Origin of the sequence: Tardiphaga sp. 813_E8_N1_3 (assembly GCF_051811025.1) — a bacterium.
GTDB lineage: Bacteria > Pseudomonadota > Alphaproteobacteria > Rhizobiales > Xanthobacteraceae > Tardiphaga.
In genome coordinates, this window is the sequence record NZ_JBPWQE010000001.1 from 1,336,867 (window position 1) to 1,354,128 (window position 17,262).

Consider the following 17,262-nt stretch of genomic DNA (forward strand, 5'->3'; position numbering starts at 1 on the left):
GTTGAAAAATTGTGTTTGGGGATTAGGCTATGGCTCTCGGGGGCATGACTACGCGCGCCTTGTTGTTGGGTGTGTCGATCGTATCAATGGGGGCGTTGGTCTCCGAGACAGCCTTGGCACAGGCCGCCGCGCAGGCAGGCGACGTGCAGCCGCAAAAGCCGAAACCCGCCAAGAAGAAGCGTGCAGCCGCTAAGCCGGCGGCCGTGCCGGCGCAGGTGGCTAACGCCAATGCGCAGGCCAGTCGCACTGGGCAGTCACTCGATGAAATCACGGTGACGGCTTCGAAGACCCAGGAGCGCGCCATCGATGCGCTGGCCCCGGTCAGTGTCGTGACGCAGGAGCAGATCCAGCTGCAGCAGCCGAGCCGGCTGAGCCAGCTCTTCTACAATGTTCCTGGTGTCTGGATGCAGGATCGTGGCGATGATCCGTCCACGGCGATCAATATCCGCGGCTTGCAGGACTTCGGCCGTGTCGCCGTTGTGGTCGATGGTGCGCGCCAGAACTATCAGCGCTCCGGTCATAATGCGAATGGCTCATTCTTTCTGGATCCCGAACTGATCGGCGGCATCGATATCACCCGCGGCCCGACTGCCAATATCTACGGCTCCGGTGCCATCGGCGGCGTGGCCTCGTTCCGCACCAAGGACATCAATGACGTCCTGCGGCCCGGCGAGCGCTGGGGCGTGGATATGAGTGGTTCCTACGGCTCCAACAATGCCCGTGGCATGGGTTCGGTGTTCGGCGGTGTGCGTGTCGACCCGTCCGTCGACGTGTTTGGCGGCGCGGTCTACAGGACACAAGGCAACTACAAGGACGGCGACGGCACCGAGATTGGCAACACCGGCAACGATATCGCTGCGGGCCTGATGAAACTGACCGTTCGTCCTGCCGATGGTCACGAGATCAAGTTCGGCGGTATCTTCCAGGACTACCAGTACAGCATCGGCCAGTTGAACCGCGGTCCGACCACCACGGCGGCGCCGGCAGCGGCCATCGCCGGTTCGTCGGTCTATGGATCCACGGCGAAGACCTATACCGGTACGGTGACCTGGAAGTACTCCAAGCCGGATGACATGTTGTTCGACTGGAGCGCCACGCTGTACGGCAATCGCACCGACAACGATCAGGTGAAGACCTATAACAACCGCATCACCGCGGGCTCAGGCACCTGTACGCTGGCCAACCCTGGCAACAACATCTCGGGCTGCGTCGGCGACCGCCGCGGTTACCTGCTGGATACGATCGGCGTGGACGTCAACAACACCTCGCGTTTCGATCTCGGCGGATGGCGCAATGCCGTTACATACGGTTTCGATGTCTTCAACGACAAGGTTTCCACGTTTGATTCACGCGGTAACTCCAACATCACCACGCCAAGCGGCGACCGTACGGTGGGCGGCGGTTTCATCCAGCTGAAGAACAACTACTCGACCTGGCTCGAAGTCATCAGCGCGCTGCGTTACGATCACTACGAACTGAATTCGTCGGGCACAGGGATCGCCGGAACGACGTCGTCGAGCGGTGATCGCCTCTCGCCGAAGATCACTGTCGGCGTTACGCCCGTTGCAGGTTTCACGCCTTATGTGAGCTATGCCGAGGGTTATCGCGCGCCGTCGATCACAGAGACGCTGATCGCGGGTGGTCACGCCACGGGTGGCGGTCCGACGCTGTTCAACTGTCCCGATGGCACCTCAGGTCTGTTCTGCTTCCAGCCAAATCCGAACCTGCGTGCTGAAGTCGGCAAGAACAAGGAAGTCGGTGTCAATCTGAAGTACAATGGTGTCTTTACAGCCGGCGATAGCTTCCGTGCCAAGTTCAACGTCTTCCGCAACGATGTCGACGACTATATCGATCTGGTTGCGTCGACCCCGGTCGCGTCGCCGTTGACGTTCATGGGCTTCCCGATTCCGGGCCGGTTCAGCCAGTTCTACCAGTACCAGAATATCGCGTCGGCAAAGATCGAGGGCTTCGAAGCCGAAACGTCGTATGACGCAGGCGACTGGTTCCTGGGTGTCGGCGCTACGGTTCAGCGCGGCAAGAACACTCAGACCAATGTCGGTCTGGCAACGATCCAGCCGCACAAGGTCACGACCACTGGTGGTCTCCGCCTGCTGGATCGCAAGCTGGTCATCTCGGCTCAGTGGTCTTCAATTGGCGCCATTACCGACATCCCAGTCGGCTATGTCCCGTCGACCGCCTACGATCTCGTCAATCTGTACGTGGCCTATCAGCCCACGCCTGATATCACCCTCAACTTCGGCGTCGACAACATCCTGAACCAGTACTATCGCCCCTACGCCATTCCAGGCGCGGGTGCGGATGGCACCACCCAGAACGACGTGCTCTGGACCAGCCCTGGCGCGGGTATTGTTTACAAGGGTGGCCTGAAGGTCCATTTCGGCGGCGCGTAGCTGTCGCAGATCAAGGCAACCTCAAAGAAATCGCGCTCATGTCCGGGCGCGATTTCGCTTATAGTGGGCAACGAACACATCAAGGAAGGAACTATCCATGTTCATCGCCATGAACCGCTTTCAGGTCAAAACCGGATCCGAAGCCGCTTTCGAAAACATCTGGGCGACCCGCGAATCCTATCTCTCGGAATTGCCGGGCTTCATCGAGTTCAGCCTGCTGAAAGGTCCGGTGGCTGAAGATCACACGCTGTATTCGTCGCACACGGTCTGGGCCAGCAAGGCGGACTTCGAGGGCTGGACCAAGTCCGAGCAGTTCCGCAAGGCGCACGCCCGCGCGGACAACAAGTCGGAAGGCGCCAGCCTCTATCTCGGTCACCCGAAATTCGAGGGTTTCGAGGTGATCCAGTCCGAGCGTCGCAAGAGCGCTGCGGCCTGATTGCAGGCACTGCGTCTCACACCAATGATCGATCACGGAGCCATCTCATGCTGAATACGGATCTCGCCGCGCTGAAAACCTATATGGCGGAGAATCCCGGCGCCGTGATCGAGACTGTTGCGCGCGAGCGCAACGTCACGCCGCGTGCGGTGCTGGAAGCGCTGCCCGAGGGGATGGTGACGATCGGCGGCGGCGCTGACGTGTTCGTCACCGCGATGACTGATATCGCCGAGTGGGGCGAGGTGACGCTGATCGTGCACACCGAGGACGGCATCTTCGAGACTACGGCGCCGCTGTCACCGGGCGCCATCGGTCATGGCTACTACAATCTGACACAGCCTAAAGGACTGCATGGCCATCTGCGTCATGAGCGCTGCGGCGGTGTGGCTTTCGTCGAGCGCCCTTTCATGGGCAAGTCGTCGGCCTTCGTCGCATTCCTCAATGTCGATGGCGGCGTGATGTTCAAGGTCTTCGTGGGCCGTGACGAGACCCGTGCGCTGAAGCAGGATCAGCTCGAACGTTTCCGTGCGTTGGCTGGAAAGCTCGCTGCCTAATCGCGCGTCTACCCTTCCTCATTATCCTTCATCTGCGCCACCAGCATCTCGGCGACCAGTCGCGTTGAGGGCGATGCCATGCGTGCAGCCGACTGCACCAGCGTCACCTGTGTTGACTCCAGCCTGCGGTCCCGCGGCTGGATCGCGACCAGTGTGCCGGCGTTGATGGCCGCCGTCGCCGAGACCATCGGCAGGAAGGTCGCAAGGTCGGTGCGGGCAGCCACGGTCTGGGTGAAGGCCAGCGAGTTGGTCTCGCTGCATATTTCCAGTCGCACACTGGCCTGTGCGCAGGACTTGTCGAGTTCCTGACGAATGCCGAACGATGGGTCCGGCAAGATCACGCGCAACCCTGCAAGATCCTTCATCGCGTATGAGTTCTGGCTGGCCAGCGGATGAGTGGGCGCGACGATCAGGCAGACCGGTTGTCGCATGCGTCCGAGTTCGATCAGATCGCGTCGTGGCGCACGACCGAAGATCAGGCCGAGATCGACCTCGTTCTGGCTGACCATCTCGACCACGTCGCGAGCGCCCACGGCGGTAACAGATAGCGCGATCCCCGGATATTGCTGCGACAGGTCGACGAAAGAGTTGGGCAGGAAGCTCGACAGCATGCCTTCGACCGTAGCGATCTTCACCTGGCCGCGGCGCAAGGATGCGAATTCCTCGACCTGGCTGCGCAGTCCGTCGAGCTGGCTGCGGTTCTCGACTGCATAGCGATAGAGCACGTGGCCGGCATCGGTCAGGTTCATGCCGCGCGCGCCGCGCTCGAACAGCTTGACCGCGAGCTCCTCCTCCAGCCCCTGAACCTGTCGGCTGATGGCGGAGGGGGCGATGCGGAGCGCTGCGGCGGCCTGTTTGATCGATCCGGACTCGGTAACCACGCGAAAATAGCGAATGGCGGTGGATTCGATCATCGTTGGTCCCTCGCGACTGGCTGCCCAGCGCGATGGCAGGACCTGACTAGCGTTCTGATTTTCAGACCTCTCACATCGAAATTCAATGCTTTTATTCGAAATCTAAATCAGACAGACTTTTTGACAGGTCACGGTCCCGTCATCGATGGAGAATTTGGATGTTTCATCCCCGGCTTGCTGTCTCGGCTTTTTCCGCATCCCTCCTGCTGGCTGCGGCTGGCCTGGGAGCGACCTCCTCAATGGCTTCGGCGCAGGATGTCATCCGCTTCGGCGCGCCGCTGCCGATCACCGGGCCGCTGGCGCCGGAAGCCGTGAAGCAGCAGCAGGGCTATGACCTCTGGGCCGAGCAGGCCAACAAGGCCGGCGGCATCGATGTCGGCGGCAAGAAGTACAAGGTCGAGATCGTCTATTCGGACTACCAGTCGAACACGCCGCGTTCGGTGCAGACCACGGAACAGATGATCACCCAGGACAAGGTGAACTTCATGTTCGGCCCGTTCGGTTCGGGCGCCGCCAAGGCTGCCAGCACGATCGCCGAGAAGTACAAGGTGCCGATGCTCGCCGCGACGGCGTCGTCATCCCAAGTCTACGATCAAAACTACAAATATCTGTTCGGCACTTTCACGCCCAACGACACGCTGACCACGCCGCTGACGCAGCTCGTCAAGGCCAAGGCCGCCGACGTCAAGAAGGTCGCGATCCTCGCGCGTAACGATCTGTTCCCGCTGGCCATTGCGCAGGAAATGGAAAAGTCCGCCAAGACCAATGGTCTTGAGGTCGTGTACTTCGAAAAATACGCCATCAACACGCTCGACCACTCCGCCACCCTGTCGCAGATCAAGTCGCTGAATCCGCAATGGGTGTTCGTCACCGGCTATACCAACGATCTCCTGCTGATCCGCAAGCAGATGGTTGATCAGCAGATGAAGGCCAATGTCGTGACCATGATCGCCGGTCCGGCCTATCAGGAATTCATCGAATCCGCCGGGGCGAGCGCCGAGAACATCTCCAGCGCCTCGTGGTGGCACCCGGCCGAACAGTACAACGGCAAGGACATTTTCGGCACCACGGCCAACTTCGTGAAGCTGTTCAAGGACAAGTACAAGCTCGAGCCCGACTACGCTCACGCTTCGGCTGCGGTCTGCGGCGCGCTGTTCCAGATGGCCATTGAAAAGGCCGGCTCGCTGGACCGTGACAAGGTGCGTGACGAACTCGCCAAGATGGACGTCGTGACCTTCTGGGGCCCGGTCAAGTTCGGCGCCAACGGCCAGATCAACTCGCTCGAACCTCCGGTCTTCCAGATCCAGGCAGGCAAGCCCGTGGTGCTGTTCCCCGATGCGATCAAGCAGGGCGACTTCAAGCTCGGCGTGAACTGAGCAGCGGCCGAGACCGGCGAGGAATCCAAATGCTGGCCATCCAGGTCCTGATCAATGCACTCGTGCTTGGGTGTCTCTATGCCTGTATCGCGATCGGTTTCTCGCTGGTCTGGGGCGTGCTCAATGTCATCAACCTGATCCACGGCTCCTTCATTGTGCTCGGCGCCTATCTGGCATGGGGTGCGTATAATTCGCTCGGGCTGTCGCCCTGGTATGCGCTGCTGATCGCGGCGCCGGCCTTCTTCGTGTTCGGCTATCTGCTACAACGGTTGCTGCTCAACCGCGTCATCACTGCTCCGGTGCTGGTGACGCTGACGCTGACCTTCGGGCTCGATCTGATCCTGAACAATGCGATGATCTATTACTTCAAGGCCGACTACCGGAAGCTGATCCTCAATCCGCCCACGGGATCGATCTCGATCTTCGATGTGGTCGTGCCCGTTGATCGCCTGATCGCAACGGCCTCAGCGCTGGCGCTGACCTTCCTGCTTTATCTGCTGTTGCGCCGCTCGAAAGTCGGCCGCGCCATCGTCGCTGTCCGGCTTGATCGCGATGCGGCGGTACTGATGGGCGTCGATGTCAAGTCGATCTACGCCATTGCGTTCGGCCTTGGCGCGGCGCTGGCCGGCTGCGCGGGTGTGCTGATGGCGCTGATCTTCCCGATCTCGCCGCTGACGTCGTCGGCCTATCTCGGCAAGGCCTTCGTGGTCTGCGTGCTTGGTGGTCTCGGCAGCGTGTCCGGGGCGCTGGCCGGCGGCATATTGCTGGCTTTGGTCGAAGGCGTCGGCTCGGTCTATCTGGGTCCGGCCCATGCAGTGACGCTGTCCTTTGTCCTGCTCATCATCTTCCTTGTCGTCAGGCCCCAGGGCTTGCTCGGCCGAAAGGGTTTTGAATGACCCGGACCAATATCGCGCTTCTCGTCCTCATCGCCTGCGTTGCCGCGCTGCCGCTGGTCGGCGACGCCTATGCGCTGCGCTTGGGCACCATGGCCTGCATGTATGCGATCTTCGCGCTGTCATGGAACATCGTCGGCGGCTTCGCCGGCTATCCGTCCTTCGCGACCGCGGCGTTCTTCGGCCTCGGCGCCTACACCACCGGCATTCTCATGAACAAGGGCGTGCCGCTGACGCTGTCGCTGCTGGGGTCGCTGGTATTGTGCCTGTTGCTTGCTGCTGCCCTCGGTGCGGTGCTGCTCCGCCTGCGCGGCCATTACTTCGCCATCGCCAGCCTCTCGCTGGTCGAGGTGTTCCGCGAACTCGTCAACAATGCCACCGACCTCACAGGCGGCGGCATGGGCCTGAACATTCCGCTGGTGTCCGGCTCCAGTGTCCTCTCCGACGCGACGTTCTTCTTCTATGCCATGTGGGGCCTGCTGCTGATCACCGCGCTCGTCGTCATCGCGGTGTCGATGTCGAAGCTCGGCTTCGGCCTCAACTGCATCCGGCAGAACGAGACGGCGTCGAACATGGTCGGTCTCAATTCCACGCTCTACAAGGCCGTGGCTTTCGGCCTGTCCGCCTGTTTTGTCGGTGCTGCCGGCGGGCTCTACGCGGCCTGGGTGCACTACATCGACCCGTCCGATGTGTTCGACATCCTCTATTCGGTGAAGCCGATTGTGATGGCGCTGATGGGTGGGCTCGGATCGCCGCTCGGCGTGGTCTGCGGCGCCTTCGTCTATCTCGGCCTCGAAGAGGTGGTCTGGCGCAATTACATCCAGATCCATTCCGGCGTGCTGGGCGTGCTCATCATCCTGTTGCTGCTGTTCCTGCCGCATGGGTTGGTCTCGCTGCATGCCGGCAAGATCTGGCGCGGGCTGACCGGACGAAAGGCAAAGCATGTCTGAGATCCGTCACGAAATCCTGCATCTCAGCAACGTCTCGCGTCACTTCAGCGGCTTGAAAGCTCTGAGCGATGTCTCGCTGTCGGTCAACAAGGGCGAGGTAGTCGGTCTGATCGGCCCGAACGGCGCAGGCAAGACCACGCTGGTCAACACGATCTGCGGTGTCACCCCGGCATCGTCGGGCGTCGTCACTTTCGATGGCCGCAACATCACGCGGATCAAGACCTATCAATCTGCGCGGCTCGGCCTGTCGCGCACCTTCCAGATCGTGCAGCCCTTTGCGGAGTTTTCGGCACTCGACAATGTCGCTGCCGCCGCCTTGTTCTCGCAGCCCGGCGAGAGCCTGAAATCGGCGCGTGAGGCCGCCCGCGCGCATCTCGCATTCGTTGGCCTCGACGCGCAGGCCGATCAATCCGCGGCGACGTTGACGCTGGCCATGCGCAAGCGGCTGGAACTCGCCAAGGCGCTGGCCATGAAGCCGAAGCTGCTGTTCCTCGACGAGGTCAATGCCGGCCTCAACAGCGCCGAGGTCGAACGCGCCACCAAGCTGATCCATCAGCTCGCCGCCGACGGCATCACTATCGTGATGATCGAGCATCTGATGAAGGTCGTGCTCAATGTCTGCACCCGCATCGCGGTGCTGCATAACGGCCGGCTGATCGCCGACGGCGCGCCGCGCGACATCATCAAGGATCCCGCCGTCGTCGATGCCTATCTGGGCCAGCAATATGCACAACGGAACGCCGCCCGTGGCTGATCATCCGATGCTCGAACTGAATGGGGTCTGCGCCGGTTATGGCGAAATCCAGGTGCTGTGGGGCATCGACATGGTGGTGCGCTCCGGCGAGATCACCGCGCTGATCGGCTCCAACGGCGCCGGCAAGACCACGCTGATGCGTGCACTGTCCGGGCTGATCCTGCTGACCTCCGGCAAATATATCTCCGAGGGCGTCGATCTCTCGAAGGCGACGGCAGCGCAGATGCTGGCTCACGGCGTTGTCCATGTGCCGGAAGGGCGACGGTTGTTCGGTGCCATGAGCATCGAGGACAATCTTCTGATGGGCGCCTATTCGCGCAGTGTCAGCCGCACCGAGCTCAATCGCGATCTCGATCGCGTCTACACGACATTTCCCAAGCTCCGCGAGCGTCGCAACCAGGCGGCGGCGACATTGTCTGGCGGCGAACAGCAGATGTGCGCCATCGGCCGCGGGCTGATGAGCGCGCCGCGTCTCCTGATGATCGACGAGCTTTCGCTTGGTCTGTCGCCGCTGCTGGTGGAGCAGCTGGTTGCGGCGCTGCGCCAGTTGAATTCCGAAGGCATGTCGATCCTGCTGGTGGAGCAGGACGTCACCACGGCGCTCGACCTCTGCCATCACGCCTACATCATGGATATGGGCCGCATCGTGCGCACCGGGCAGGGCGCCGAATTGCTGGCCGATCCCATCATTCGCGACGCCTATCTCGGCGTCCTCGAAGACTGACTTTGATTTCATCGCAAGAGGCCAACCATGATCGAGACCGTCGAAGCCCCCAATAGCGGCTACCGTTACATGCCGGGCGTGTTCCAGTATTCCTGCGGCGTCGGCGCGCTGCCCGGCTTCGCGCTGGAGCGCGTGCGCTTCTCCAAAGTCGTTCCGCTGAAGGAAGGCTTCGCCAGGGTTGCCGAGATCATCAAGGCCGCCGGCCGGCCGCTGACCGCCTTTGCGGCCTGCGAACTGCGCTCGCCGGCGCCGTTCACGGAGCAGGGCTTCATCGACTTCAACGAGATCTACATCAAGACCCTCGAAGACTGGGGGATCATGAAGGATCGCGTGAATCCCATCGCGCGCAGCAATGTGTGTCCGAAGATTGATCCGCCGTCAGAGCCAGGCTTCCACGCCTTCTCTTTCACGACCGTCGCACCGAATGCGCCGGCGTCCTTCGTCATCGCCGGCAGCGGTGAGGCCGCGGAAGGCAAGGGCGACTATCGCGACAACACCGTGCGTCTCGGCGACATCAGCCCGTCGGGCATGCTGGAAAAAGCCAAGTTCGTACTCGACGAGATGGAGCGCCGCATGAGCGCATTCTCCGGCACCTGGGAGCAAACCACCGGCGCGCAGCTCTACACCGTGCGCGACGTCTATGCGCTCTTGGAAAGCGAACTCGGTCGCCGCGGCGTGTTCCGCAACGGTCTGACCTGGCACTTCAACCGTCCACCGGTCGTCGATCTCGAATACGAGATGGACTGCCGCCGCGTGCATGTGGAGCGCGTGGTCGAGGTTTAACCGCCTCAGTGATGACTGACGCGCAGATCTTGCGAGGTCTGCCGTAGTCGCCGGGTGAGTTCGCGCGCCAGGTTGCCTAGCAGCCTGGTGGCGAGCACTGGATTTTTCTTCAGGATCACGTCGAAGCCGTCGCGCGGGAATTCGTAACAGACCACCTCGTCGTCGGCGACGATGGTCGCCGAGCGCGGCACCGATTCCACCAGCGCCATTTCTCCGACCGTCGTGCCGCGGCCAAGTCCGGCGATGCGGCGTCGCTCGTGATGTCCGTCGGTACGCAGCAGCACGCTGACGCTGCCTTTCAGGATCAGCCACATGCGGTCGCCGGCGTCGCCCTCGCGGCAGATCGTATCGCCGCATGCAAATTCACGCCTGGTCATCACCGCGGTCAGTTCGGCCATCTCGCCGCCCGAAACGCCATCGAGAAAGTCGATCTGCTCGAGAGCCAGTTCATCCGCTTGCCCCTGCCTCGCAGCGGAGCGGTCGAGCATGGTCTGCTCCATCCACTCCAGCGCGGAATCGAGATCCTGTGTCATTGGCGGTGATGCGGGATCGTGCCCGATTCCGTTGCCGATGATGGCGGCATGGACCGGCCGGACATTGCAGTAGATCAGTCGCCGTTTCTTCTCAGTCGCCTTCTGGCGCAGCGTTCGCAACGCATTGATGCCGGACACGTCGAGGTCGGAGATGGCACCCATGTCGAGCAGCACCATATCCGTGCTGTTGAACAGGTCCTTGACGCGGAGCGAGAGGTCGTCGGCATTGCCGAAGAACAGCGCGCCTTCAAGCTGCAGGATGGCGCGCTGCTGCCCGGTCTGCTGCAGGATCGCGAGATCGTCGGCCGAGCGGATGCGCTTGGAGAACAGCGTGTCACCGAGATGAGCGCGGCGCACCAGCGGCCGGCTCATATTGATGACGAAGATGATGCAGGACAGGATGATGCCGACGATCACTCCGGAAACGACAGAGCTGAACACGGTTACGGCCATCACCGCGAGCACGACGATCAGGTTATAGATCGCGTGCCGGCGAACCTGCGGTTCGCTGCTCGATCGAATGTCGGTCAGCAGTTGCAGATTCCAGCGATCGAACAGCACGATGCCGATCACGAGCAGCAGGCCGGCGAACACCGCGCGCGGCACCTGTGCGAGCATCGACGACAGCGCGAATGTGATGGCTAACAGGCTGAGCGCCACGAAAATGCTGGTCCAGCGCGTGCGGCCGCCCATGCGATAGCCGAGCAGAATAACGGAAGGGATCGCCGATCCGCCGATGCCGCCGCCCAGCGCTGCCGCCGCATTGGCGATGCCTTGTGCGGCGAGGTCGCGCACCGGATGGATATGCGTGTCGTCGAGCTGCTGTGCCACGCGAAACGCCAGCATGGTCTCCACCGTGCCGATGATTGCCAGCACCAGCGACACCAGCACGACATGCGGAAGCACGGCGGTCAGTTCCGGCGTGATCGAGCCGTCGAACACTGCGCCGAGCGGCATTGCCGGCGGGAAGCTGACATGGATCTCGCCGATGGTTGGCCCGAGATCGAGACCGGTCGGGATGCTGATTAGATAGTAGAGCGCGGTGCCAGCGATGAAGCCTGCAAGCGATCCCGGTATCTTGCGCAGCCAGTCCGGCAGCCGCAGCCAGCCTGCTATGGCCGGATAGTTCAGAACAAAGAGCGCCAGGGCCACGACGTAAACCAGCATCGCCGGCTTGTTTGGCGACAGCGTATGCGTGGCAAAGAACGGCTTGAACTGGGAAATCACGATCAGCATGCCGACGCCATTGAGCAAGCCGGTCAGAACCGGATGCGGCGCGAATTTGATGGCACGTGTCAGGCCGAGCAGTCCGAACAGGACCTGCCACAGCCCAGCCAGAAACAAACACAGCATGATCGCGGTCACGATCATCGCAGGCTGGCTCGCAAGCGTGGCGTCATTGACCAGCGTCGTGGTCAGGCCGGCCTGCACCAGGGCCATGCTGACGCGGCTCGTCGTCACGATATAGGACGAGGTGGCGACTACGGCCGCGACCAGGCCGACGATGGCGCCGCCATACAGGCCGGCTGCAGCGCCGGCCGCGACATAGTCGGGGCCGAGCGGCGCAAACACCAGCAGTCCGCAAGCAAGACAGAGCGGCAGACAAACGAGGCTGGAGATCAGACCGGCGCTGATTTCCGACCGCCAGTCGACGAGCGGCTCGGCGGGGGGCGAAGCTTTGAGCACGGGCTGGCCTTCATCACGGAGAGACCGGCCACGTCTTCATGGATAATGGTTGTTGCCAGCTTTCGCTATTATTGTGAAACGGAACTGATCCGCAAGCCAAGATCGGGGTTCGCTCGCCGATTTCCCGCTCTACACGCCGGCGACGATCGTCTTGCGATACAGCGCGCTGTAGCTGGCAGCAGAAATATTCCAGCTGAACGATTTCGACATCGCGCTGCGGCGCATCGAGTTCAGGCGCTCCTTGGAGCCATAGGTCGCGAAGGCCCGCAGGATGCCGCCCAAAAATGACTCGGTGGAGGGCTGCGTGAACAGGAAGCCGGTCTCGCCGTCGACGATGGTTTCGGCGAGGCCGCCGGTCTGGTGACCGATCGGCAGCGAGCCGAAGCGCTGCGCATACATCTGGCTCAGGCCGCAAGGCTCGAAGCGCGACGGCATTAGCGTGAAGTCGCTGCCGGCGAAGATACGCCGTGCCTCGCGGTCGTTGAAGCCGATGGCGACGCCGATCGCATCCGGACGGCGACGATGCGCTTCCATCAACGCATTCTCGATCGCGGTCTCGCCGCGGCCGGTAACGACGATCTGTCCGCCGGCGGACACGATGGCGTCGGCCGCCGACAGCACGAGGTCGACGCCCTTCTGATGCACGAGGCGGGCGACCAAACCAAAAATGGGCCCGCGGGAGAGCGCGAGCCCAAATTGTTGACGTACCCCGTCGGCATTGGCGCGTTTGGCTTCCCAGTCGCCCGCGCCGAACGGTCTCATGAGCTCCGCGCAGACGCGCGGATCCCAGCTTTCATCGATCCCGTTGAGAATGCCTGTCAGACGCGACTCGTTGGAGCGCTTGGTCAGCAGGCCTTCCAGCCCGCAGCCGAGTTCCGGCGTGGTGATCTCGCGCGCATAGGTCTCGCTCACAGTGGTCAGGTGCGACGAGTAGATCAGCCCGCCCTTGAGGAAGGAGAGCTTGTCATAGAATTCCAGCCCGTCGATGTGAAACGACTCCGCAGGCGCACCGATCCGGCGCAGCGAGGTTTTCGGGAACAGGCCCTGATAAGCGAGATTGTGGATTGTCAGGATGGTCGGGATCTTCACCCCGCTCCAGGCGAGATAGGCTGGCACCAAGGCCGCCTGCCAGTCATTGGCATGGACCAGATCGGCCGACCAGTTCTTGTCGAGCTTGCCGGACGCGAGCAGTGCCGCGGCGGAGGCGAAGCGTGCGAAGCGGATGTCGTTATCAGGCCAGTCGCGGCCGCAAGCATCGCCATAGGGATTGCCGGGACGATCGTAGAGCTGCGGGCAGAGCAGGATGTAGATAGGCAGGCCATCTTTGGTCGCGGCAAGGCCGACCGAGCAGGCGGGCATTTCCGCCAGTGCCGGGCATTCGCCGACGATCTCGATGTCAGGAAACTGTGTGACGACGTCGCGGTAGCCGGGAAGGATGATGCGAACGTCGGTCCAGATGCGCAAGGCTCTAGGGAGGGCGGCGGACACGGCTGCAAGGCCGCCCACCCGGATGAAGTCGTCAATCTCTGGAGTGACGAACAGTACCCTCAAGAAACGCCCTCGTGTCCGCCGCGACTACAAGGATACGAAACTGGTCCAGCGTCTTTGGGTACTTACGGAACCGAAGGGCAATGGAACTCAGTTTTGTTACTTGCGCTGCAAAATATCTGTCTCTGCACTGCAGTATATCACATCACTTAATACGGCATTGCAAAAGAGAAATGTGAGTTCGCAAAATTATCTCTGAAATCAGTGACCGGGTGACGACGGGACGATCAGCCGCAGGAAGCTCATGACGCAGCCGAGCGCGGCAAAGCCGGCGCCGAGCGCCAGCGCCCAAGTCGCACCGCCATGGCCGAACAGGCCGAAGCAGAAGGCGGCGAGTGCCGCGCCCATGCTCTGGCCGGTCAGTCGGGCGGTGGCGACGATACCGCTGGCGCCGCCGCTGCGGCCGGCCGGCGCGCTCGACATGATCGCCTTCATGTTCGGTGCCTGGAAAAACCCGAAGCCGGCGCCGCAGATCACCATCCGCCAGACGATGTTGGCGACGCTCGGGTCGGGCGGCAGGGTGGCCAGCAGCACCATGCCGATGCCGAGCAGCGCGAGGCCAATGCCGCCAAGCAGGCCCGCGGGGTAGTGGTCCGACAACCGGCCGGCGATGGGCGCCATGATGCCGACGACCAGCGGCCAGGGCGTCAGGAAGAAGCCGGTCTCGACTGCCGAACGATGCAGAACTTCTTCGAAATAGAACGGCAGCGACACGAAGGCGAGGCCCTGGACGGAGAAGGAGCAAACCGCCGTTGCGGCCGACAAGGCAAACAATGGCCTACGGAACAGGTCGATCGGCAGCATCGGTGCGGGATGATCGGCCTGCCGGCGGAGCAACAGCCAGCCGAACAACAGGCCGGCAACCAGTTCTGCGACGACAATGGACGGTGCCGTGTGATGGGCCGCGCTGTCGATGCCAAGGATCAGCAGGCCGAGGCAGAGCGAGGTAAGCAGCGCACCGAGAAAATCGAAGGGATGGGTGGCGCGCGTGGTCTTCGGCAGTGTCTTGAGGCTGATGACAATGGCAGCGAGGCCGAAGGGCAGGTTGATCGCGAACAGCCAGGGCCAGGTTGCAACCGACAGGATGCCCGAGGCGATGGTGGGGCCGAGGGTGAAGGCCGTCGCGACGACGAGGGCGTTATGACCGAGCCCGCGGCCGAAATGGCTTGGGGGGTAAACCACGCGGACCAGTGCGGCATTGACGCTCATGGCGCCAGCGGCCCCGAGGCCCTGCAGCACCCGCGCGAACAGCAAAGTGTCCAGCGACCATGCGAATGCGCAGGCGACGGACGCGATCGTGAACAGGATCAGCCCGCCGAGATAGATGCGCTGATGGCCGACGATCTCGCCCAGCGCGCCGAACGGCAGCAGCGTGGCGACCATGGCGATCTGGTAGACATTGACCACCCAGATCACATCCGCTGGCGTGGCTTTCAGATCGGAGGCGATGGAGGGCAACGCGATATTGGCAATGGCGGTATCGAGCGAGGCCATGGCAAGGGCGGTAAAGATGGCAAGCCGCGCCCAACGCTGCTGGCTCGGCGTCAGCCCTTCCGTCGGCTGGGGAGCCTGTGCCGCGATACCGTCTGCCATAGCTGGGGATTCCTGGGGGCGACCGAACTGGCCGCCGATCCGCGCTATCTAGGATAGTTCGCTTTGCCCCTACAGGCGTGCAACTGCATGAGGCATATGCACATCTTTATTCCCAGCGAAAAATCCGCTTTCGGCTGATCATATCGCTGGCGATTACATCGCTGTCAGAGCGGCTTGGCCTTGAACCAGGTCCCGGACGCTACCGCCGTGGCGATGATGGTGCCGTAGACGACCAAAGCGAAGGTCAGGCAGGCGAACAGCCAGGTCAGCGATCCCGTCAGCCGCAGCGCCAGCCAGCCGCCGCCGATCGAGATCAAGAGGCGCAGCACGCCGGCCAGCAGGGGATAGAGCATCTTTCCGGCGCCCTGCGAGGCGAAATACAGCGACAGGCCGAGGCCGAAGAAGCCATAGGCGGGGCCGACGATGCGCAGATAGGCGCTGCCGGTCTCGATCATTTGCGGGTCCGAGCCGAACAGGCCGAGCCAGGCGGCTGGCCAGATCGCGGCCGCCAGGCCAACGGTTTCGGTGATCACGAACACCATGCCGCCGCCGATCAGCGCAGCGCGTAGCGCGCGCTGCTCCTGTCCCGCGCCGATATTGGTGCCGACCAGGGCCACCAGAGGTCCGCCAAATCCAAACGCCAATGGCACCATCAGATATTCCAGCCGCACGCCGGTGCCGAACCCGGCCACGGCGTCGCCACCGGCAAAGCCGCCGACCAGAGCGGTGGTCAACAGCACCGTAAAACTCGTCTGCAACGAGATGACCGCGGCGACGGCGCCGACGCGCAAGATGTCGGCCGACAGATCCCAGCGCAGCCGCGCCAGTTTGAAATGGACGATGCAGCGGCCGGAGAGGATGTAGCCCCCGAGCACGGCGCCGACGGTGAAGGTGGACAGCACTACGGCCCAGCCGCCGCCGGCGATGCCGAGTGCGGGAATGGGGCCCCAACCGAAGATCAGCAGCGGTGACAGCGGGATCAGCAGGACAACGCCGATACAGATCGACAGCGACGGCACCAGCATGTTGCCGGTGCCGCGAATGATGCTGGCGAAGCCGTTCATCAGCCAGACCAGCACGCTGCCGCCAAATACGACATTGGAATACTGCATGGCGGCGTCCAGCGCGCCGCCGCTGACGCCCATCGCGGTGTAGATCGCGCGGCCCCAGATCAGGAAGATCGCCGAGCCGATGAGGCCGAGCAGGATATTGATGAGCGTGGCGTGCATCACCAGCGCCTCGGCATCGTCGGTGCGCCTTGCGCCGAGCGCGCGGGCGATTGCTGAGGAAATACCGCCGCCCATGGCACCAGCCGACAGCATCTGCATCATCATGAAGCCGGGAAACACCACGGCCATGCCGGTCAGCGCGTCGCTGCCGAGATGCGACACCCACCAGGTCTCGATCAGGCCTGTTGAGGCCTGCGCCAGCATCACCAGCAGATTGGGCCAGGCGAGCTTGATCAGCGTGGAGGCGATTGGCGCCTGCAGCAGCATGCGCGTCCGCGGATTCATCTCGTGGACGGGTGCGGCCGTGGCGGCGACAATGGCCTGCGGCGTTTCCAGTTTCATGGTGATCCGTCCTTCTGCGGGCGCGGTTTGCTGAGCCGTCGTTGTACGCGTGCGCTGGCGGCAGGGCCGGGCGCATTGGCGTGGGTGGCTTCGGTGATTGGTTTGCCGGTACGGCGGTCGACCAGGATGGGATCGGCGGTCTCGCCGGTCTCCTTGTCGATCAGAACGACGCTTTCACCCTCAGGCGCGAAGTGCCGGTTGCCCCAGCTTTGCAGCGACCACAGTACGGAGCGGAAATCCCGGCCGCGCGGGGTCACGATATATTCGTAGCGCGGCGGCTTTTCACAATATAGCCGCTTCTCCAGCAGCCCGGCCTCGACCAGGACTGCCAGCCGGCGGGTCAGCATGTTCGGCGCGATGTTGAGGTTCTTCTGGAACTGGTCGAACCGCGTCATGCCGTAGATGGCATCGCGCATGATCAGAATGCTCCACCACTCGCCGACGCGCTCAAGGCTGCGGGCAACCGGGCATTCCAGTTTTTCGAAACTCTTGCGCTCCATGGCGGGAAGATAGGCGAGTAACTATCATCATGCAAG

Annotated in this window: 15 protein-coding genes; 9 read left to right on the plus strand and 6 right to left on the minus strand. The window is 62.6% G+C overall.

The window, feature by feature from the left end; translation table 11 throughout:
- The first annotated feature begins 29 nt into the window (after nucleotides 1-29).
- The 3 genes from AB8A33_RS06290 to hutX all read left to right on the plus strand — a co-directional run bounded on the left by AB8A33_RS06290 (nucleotide 30) and on the right by hutX (nucleotide 3,401).
- On the plus strand, nucleotides 30-2,411 hold the full coding sequence (locus AB8A33_RS06290; protein WP_439091986.1) for a TonB-dependent hemoglobin/transferrin/lactoferrin family receptor: 2,382 nt from the start codon (nucleotides 30-32) through the stop codon (nucleotides 2,409-2,411).
- A 97-nt stretch (nucleotides 2,412-2,508) separates the two neighbouring features.
- Complete coding sequence (locus AB8A33_RS06295) at nucleotides 2,509-2,847, plus strand: antibiotic biosynthesis monooxygenase family protein (RefSeq protein ID WP_068735293.1); 339 nt, start codon at nucleotides 2,509-2,511, stop codon at nucleotides 2,845-2,847.
- A gap of 47 nt (nucleotides 2,848-2,894) precedes the next feature.
- Nucleotides 2,895-3,401, plus strand: a complete 507-nt coding sequence (gene hutX, locus AB8A33_RS06300) for a heme utilization cystosolic carrier protein HutX (RefSeq protein ID WP_439091987.1) — start codon at nucleotides 2,895-2,897, stop codon at nucleotides 3,399-3,401.
- Nucleotides 3,402-3,409: 8 nt separating this feature from the next.
- On the opposite strand, the gene AB8A33_RS06305 is transcribed toward hutX, so the two are convergent.
- Entirely contained in the window at nucleotides 3,410-4,315 is a 906-nt protein-coding gene (locus tag AB8A33_RS06305) for a LysR family transcriptional regulator (protein ID WP_439091988.1), read from the minus strand.
- A gap of 158 nt (nucleotides 4,316-4,473) precedes the next feature.
- Here AB8A33_RS06305 and AB8A33_RS06310 point away from each other — a divergent pair, with 158 nt between their 5' ends.
- From AB8A33_RS06310 to cnbZ, 6 genes are read left to right on the plus strand one after another with little or no spacing between them, the layout of a single operon-like run.
- On the plus strand, nucleotides 4,474-5,691 hold the full coding sequence (locus AB8A33_RS06310; protein ID WP_439091989.1) for an amino acid ABC transporter substrate-binding protein: 1,218 nt from the start codon (nucleotides 4,474-4,476) through the stop codon (nucleotides 5,689-5,691).
- Nucleotides 5,692-5,720: 29 nt separating this feature from the next.
- Nucleotides 5,721-6,587, plus strand: a complete 867-nt coding sequence (locus AB8A33_RS06315; RefSeq protein ID WP_068735300.1) for a branched-chain amino acid ABC transporter permease — start codon at nucleotides 5,721-5,723, stop codon at nucleotides 6,585-6,587.
- Nucleotides 6,584-7,534 (plus strand): branched-chain amino acid ABC transporter permease, encoded by a 951-nt coding sequence (locus AB8A33_RS06320; RefSeq protein ID WP_439091990.1) that lies wholly within the window; start codon nucleotides 6,584-6,586, stop codon nucleotides 7,532-7,534. The genes AB8A33_RS06315 and AB8A33_RS06320 overlap by 4 nt, the downstream gene beginning before the upstream one ends.
- Nucleotides 7,527-8,288 carry an ABC transporter ATP-binding protein gene (locus tag AB8A33_RS06325; RefSeq protein WP_439091991.1) on the plus strand — a complete coding sequence of 254 codons (762 nt, stop codon included), beginning with the start codon at nucleotides 7,527-7,529 and terminating at the stop codon, nucleotides 8,286-8,288. Before AB8A33_RS06320 ends, AB8A33_RS06325 begins: the two co-directional genes overlap by 8 nt.
- Nucleotides 8,289-8,295: 7 nt before the next feature.
- Entirely contained in the window at nucleotides 8,296-9,012 is a 717-nt protein-coding gene (locus AB8A33_RS06330) for an ABC transporter ATP-binding protein (RefSeq protein WP_439095868.1), read from the plus strand.
- A 27-nt stretch (nucleotides 9,013-9,039) separates the two neighbouring features.
- Nucleotides 9,040-9,795, plus strand: coding sequence for a 2-amino-5-chloromuconate deaminase CnbZ (cnbZ, locus tag AB8A33_RS06335; protein ID WP_439091992.1), 756 nt, complete (start codon nucleotides 9,040-9,042; stop codon nucleotides 9,793-9,795).
- A 5-nt stretch (nucleotides 9,796-9,800) separates the two neighbouring features.
- Here cnbZ and AB8A33_RS06340 read toward each other — a convergent pair whose 3' ends face one another.
- From AB8A33_RS06340 to AB8A33_RS06360, 5 genes are all read right to left on the minus strand, one after another.
- On the minus strand, nucleotides 9,801-12,014 hold the full coding sequence (locus AB8A33_RS06340) for an SLC26A/SulP transporter family protein (protein WP_439091993.1): 2,214 nt from the start codon (nucleotides 12,012-12,014) through the stop codon (nucleotides 9,801-9,803).
- Between the two features lie 129 nt (nucleotides 12,015-12,143).
- Nucleotides 12,144-13,565 (minus strand): glycogen synthase GlgA, encoded by a 1,422-nt coding sequence (glgA, locus tag AB8A33_RS06345; RefSeq protein WP_439091994.1) that lies wholly within the window; start codon nucleotides 13,563-13,565, stop codon nucleotides 12,144-12,146.
- Nucleotides 13,566-13,763: 198 nt separating this feature from the next.
- Nucleotides 13,764-15,155 (minus strand): MFS transporter, encoded by a 1,392-nt coding sequence (locus tag AB8A33_RS06350; RefSeq protein ID WP_439091995.1) that lies wholly within the window; start codon nucleotides 15,153-15,155, stop codon nucleotides 13,764-13,766.
- Between the two features lie 164 nt (nucleotides 15,156-15,319).
- Nucleotides 15,320-16,726, minus strand: a complete 1,407-nt coding sequence (locus tag AB8A33_RS06355; protein WP_439091996.1) for an MATE family efflux transporter — start codon at nucleotides 16,724-16,726, stop codon at nucleotides 15,320-15,322.
- Nucleotides 16,723-17,226, minus strand: a complete 504-nt coding sequence (locus AB8A33_RS06360; RefSeq protein ID WP_175368385.1) for a helix-turn-helix transcriptional regulator — start codon at nucleotides 17,224-17,226, stop codon at nucleotides 16,723-16,725. Before AB8A33_RS06360 ends, AB8A33_RS06355 begins: the two co-directional genes overlap by 4 nt.
- Nucleotides 17,227-17,262: the final 36 nt, after the last annotated feature.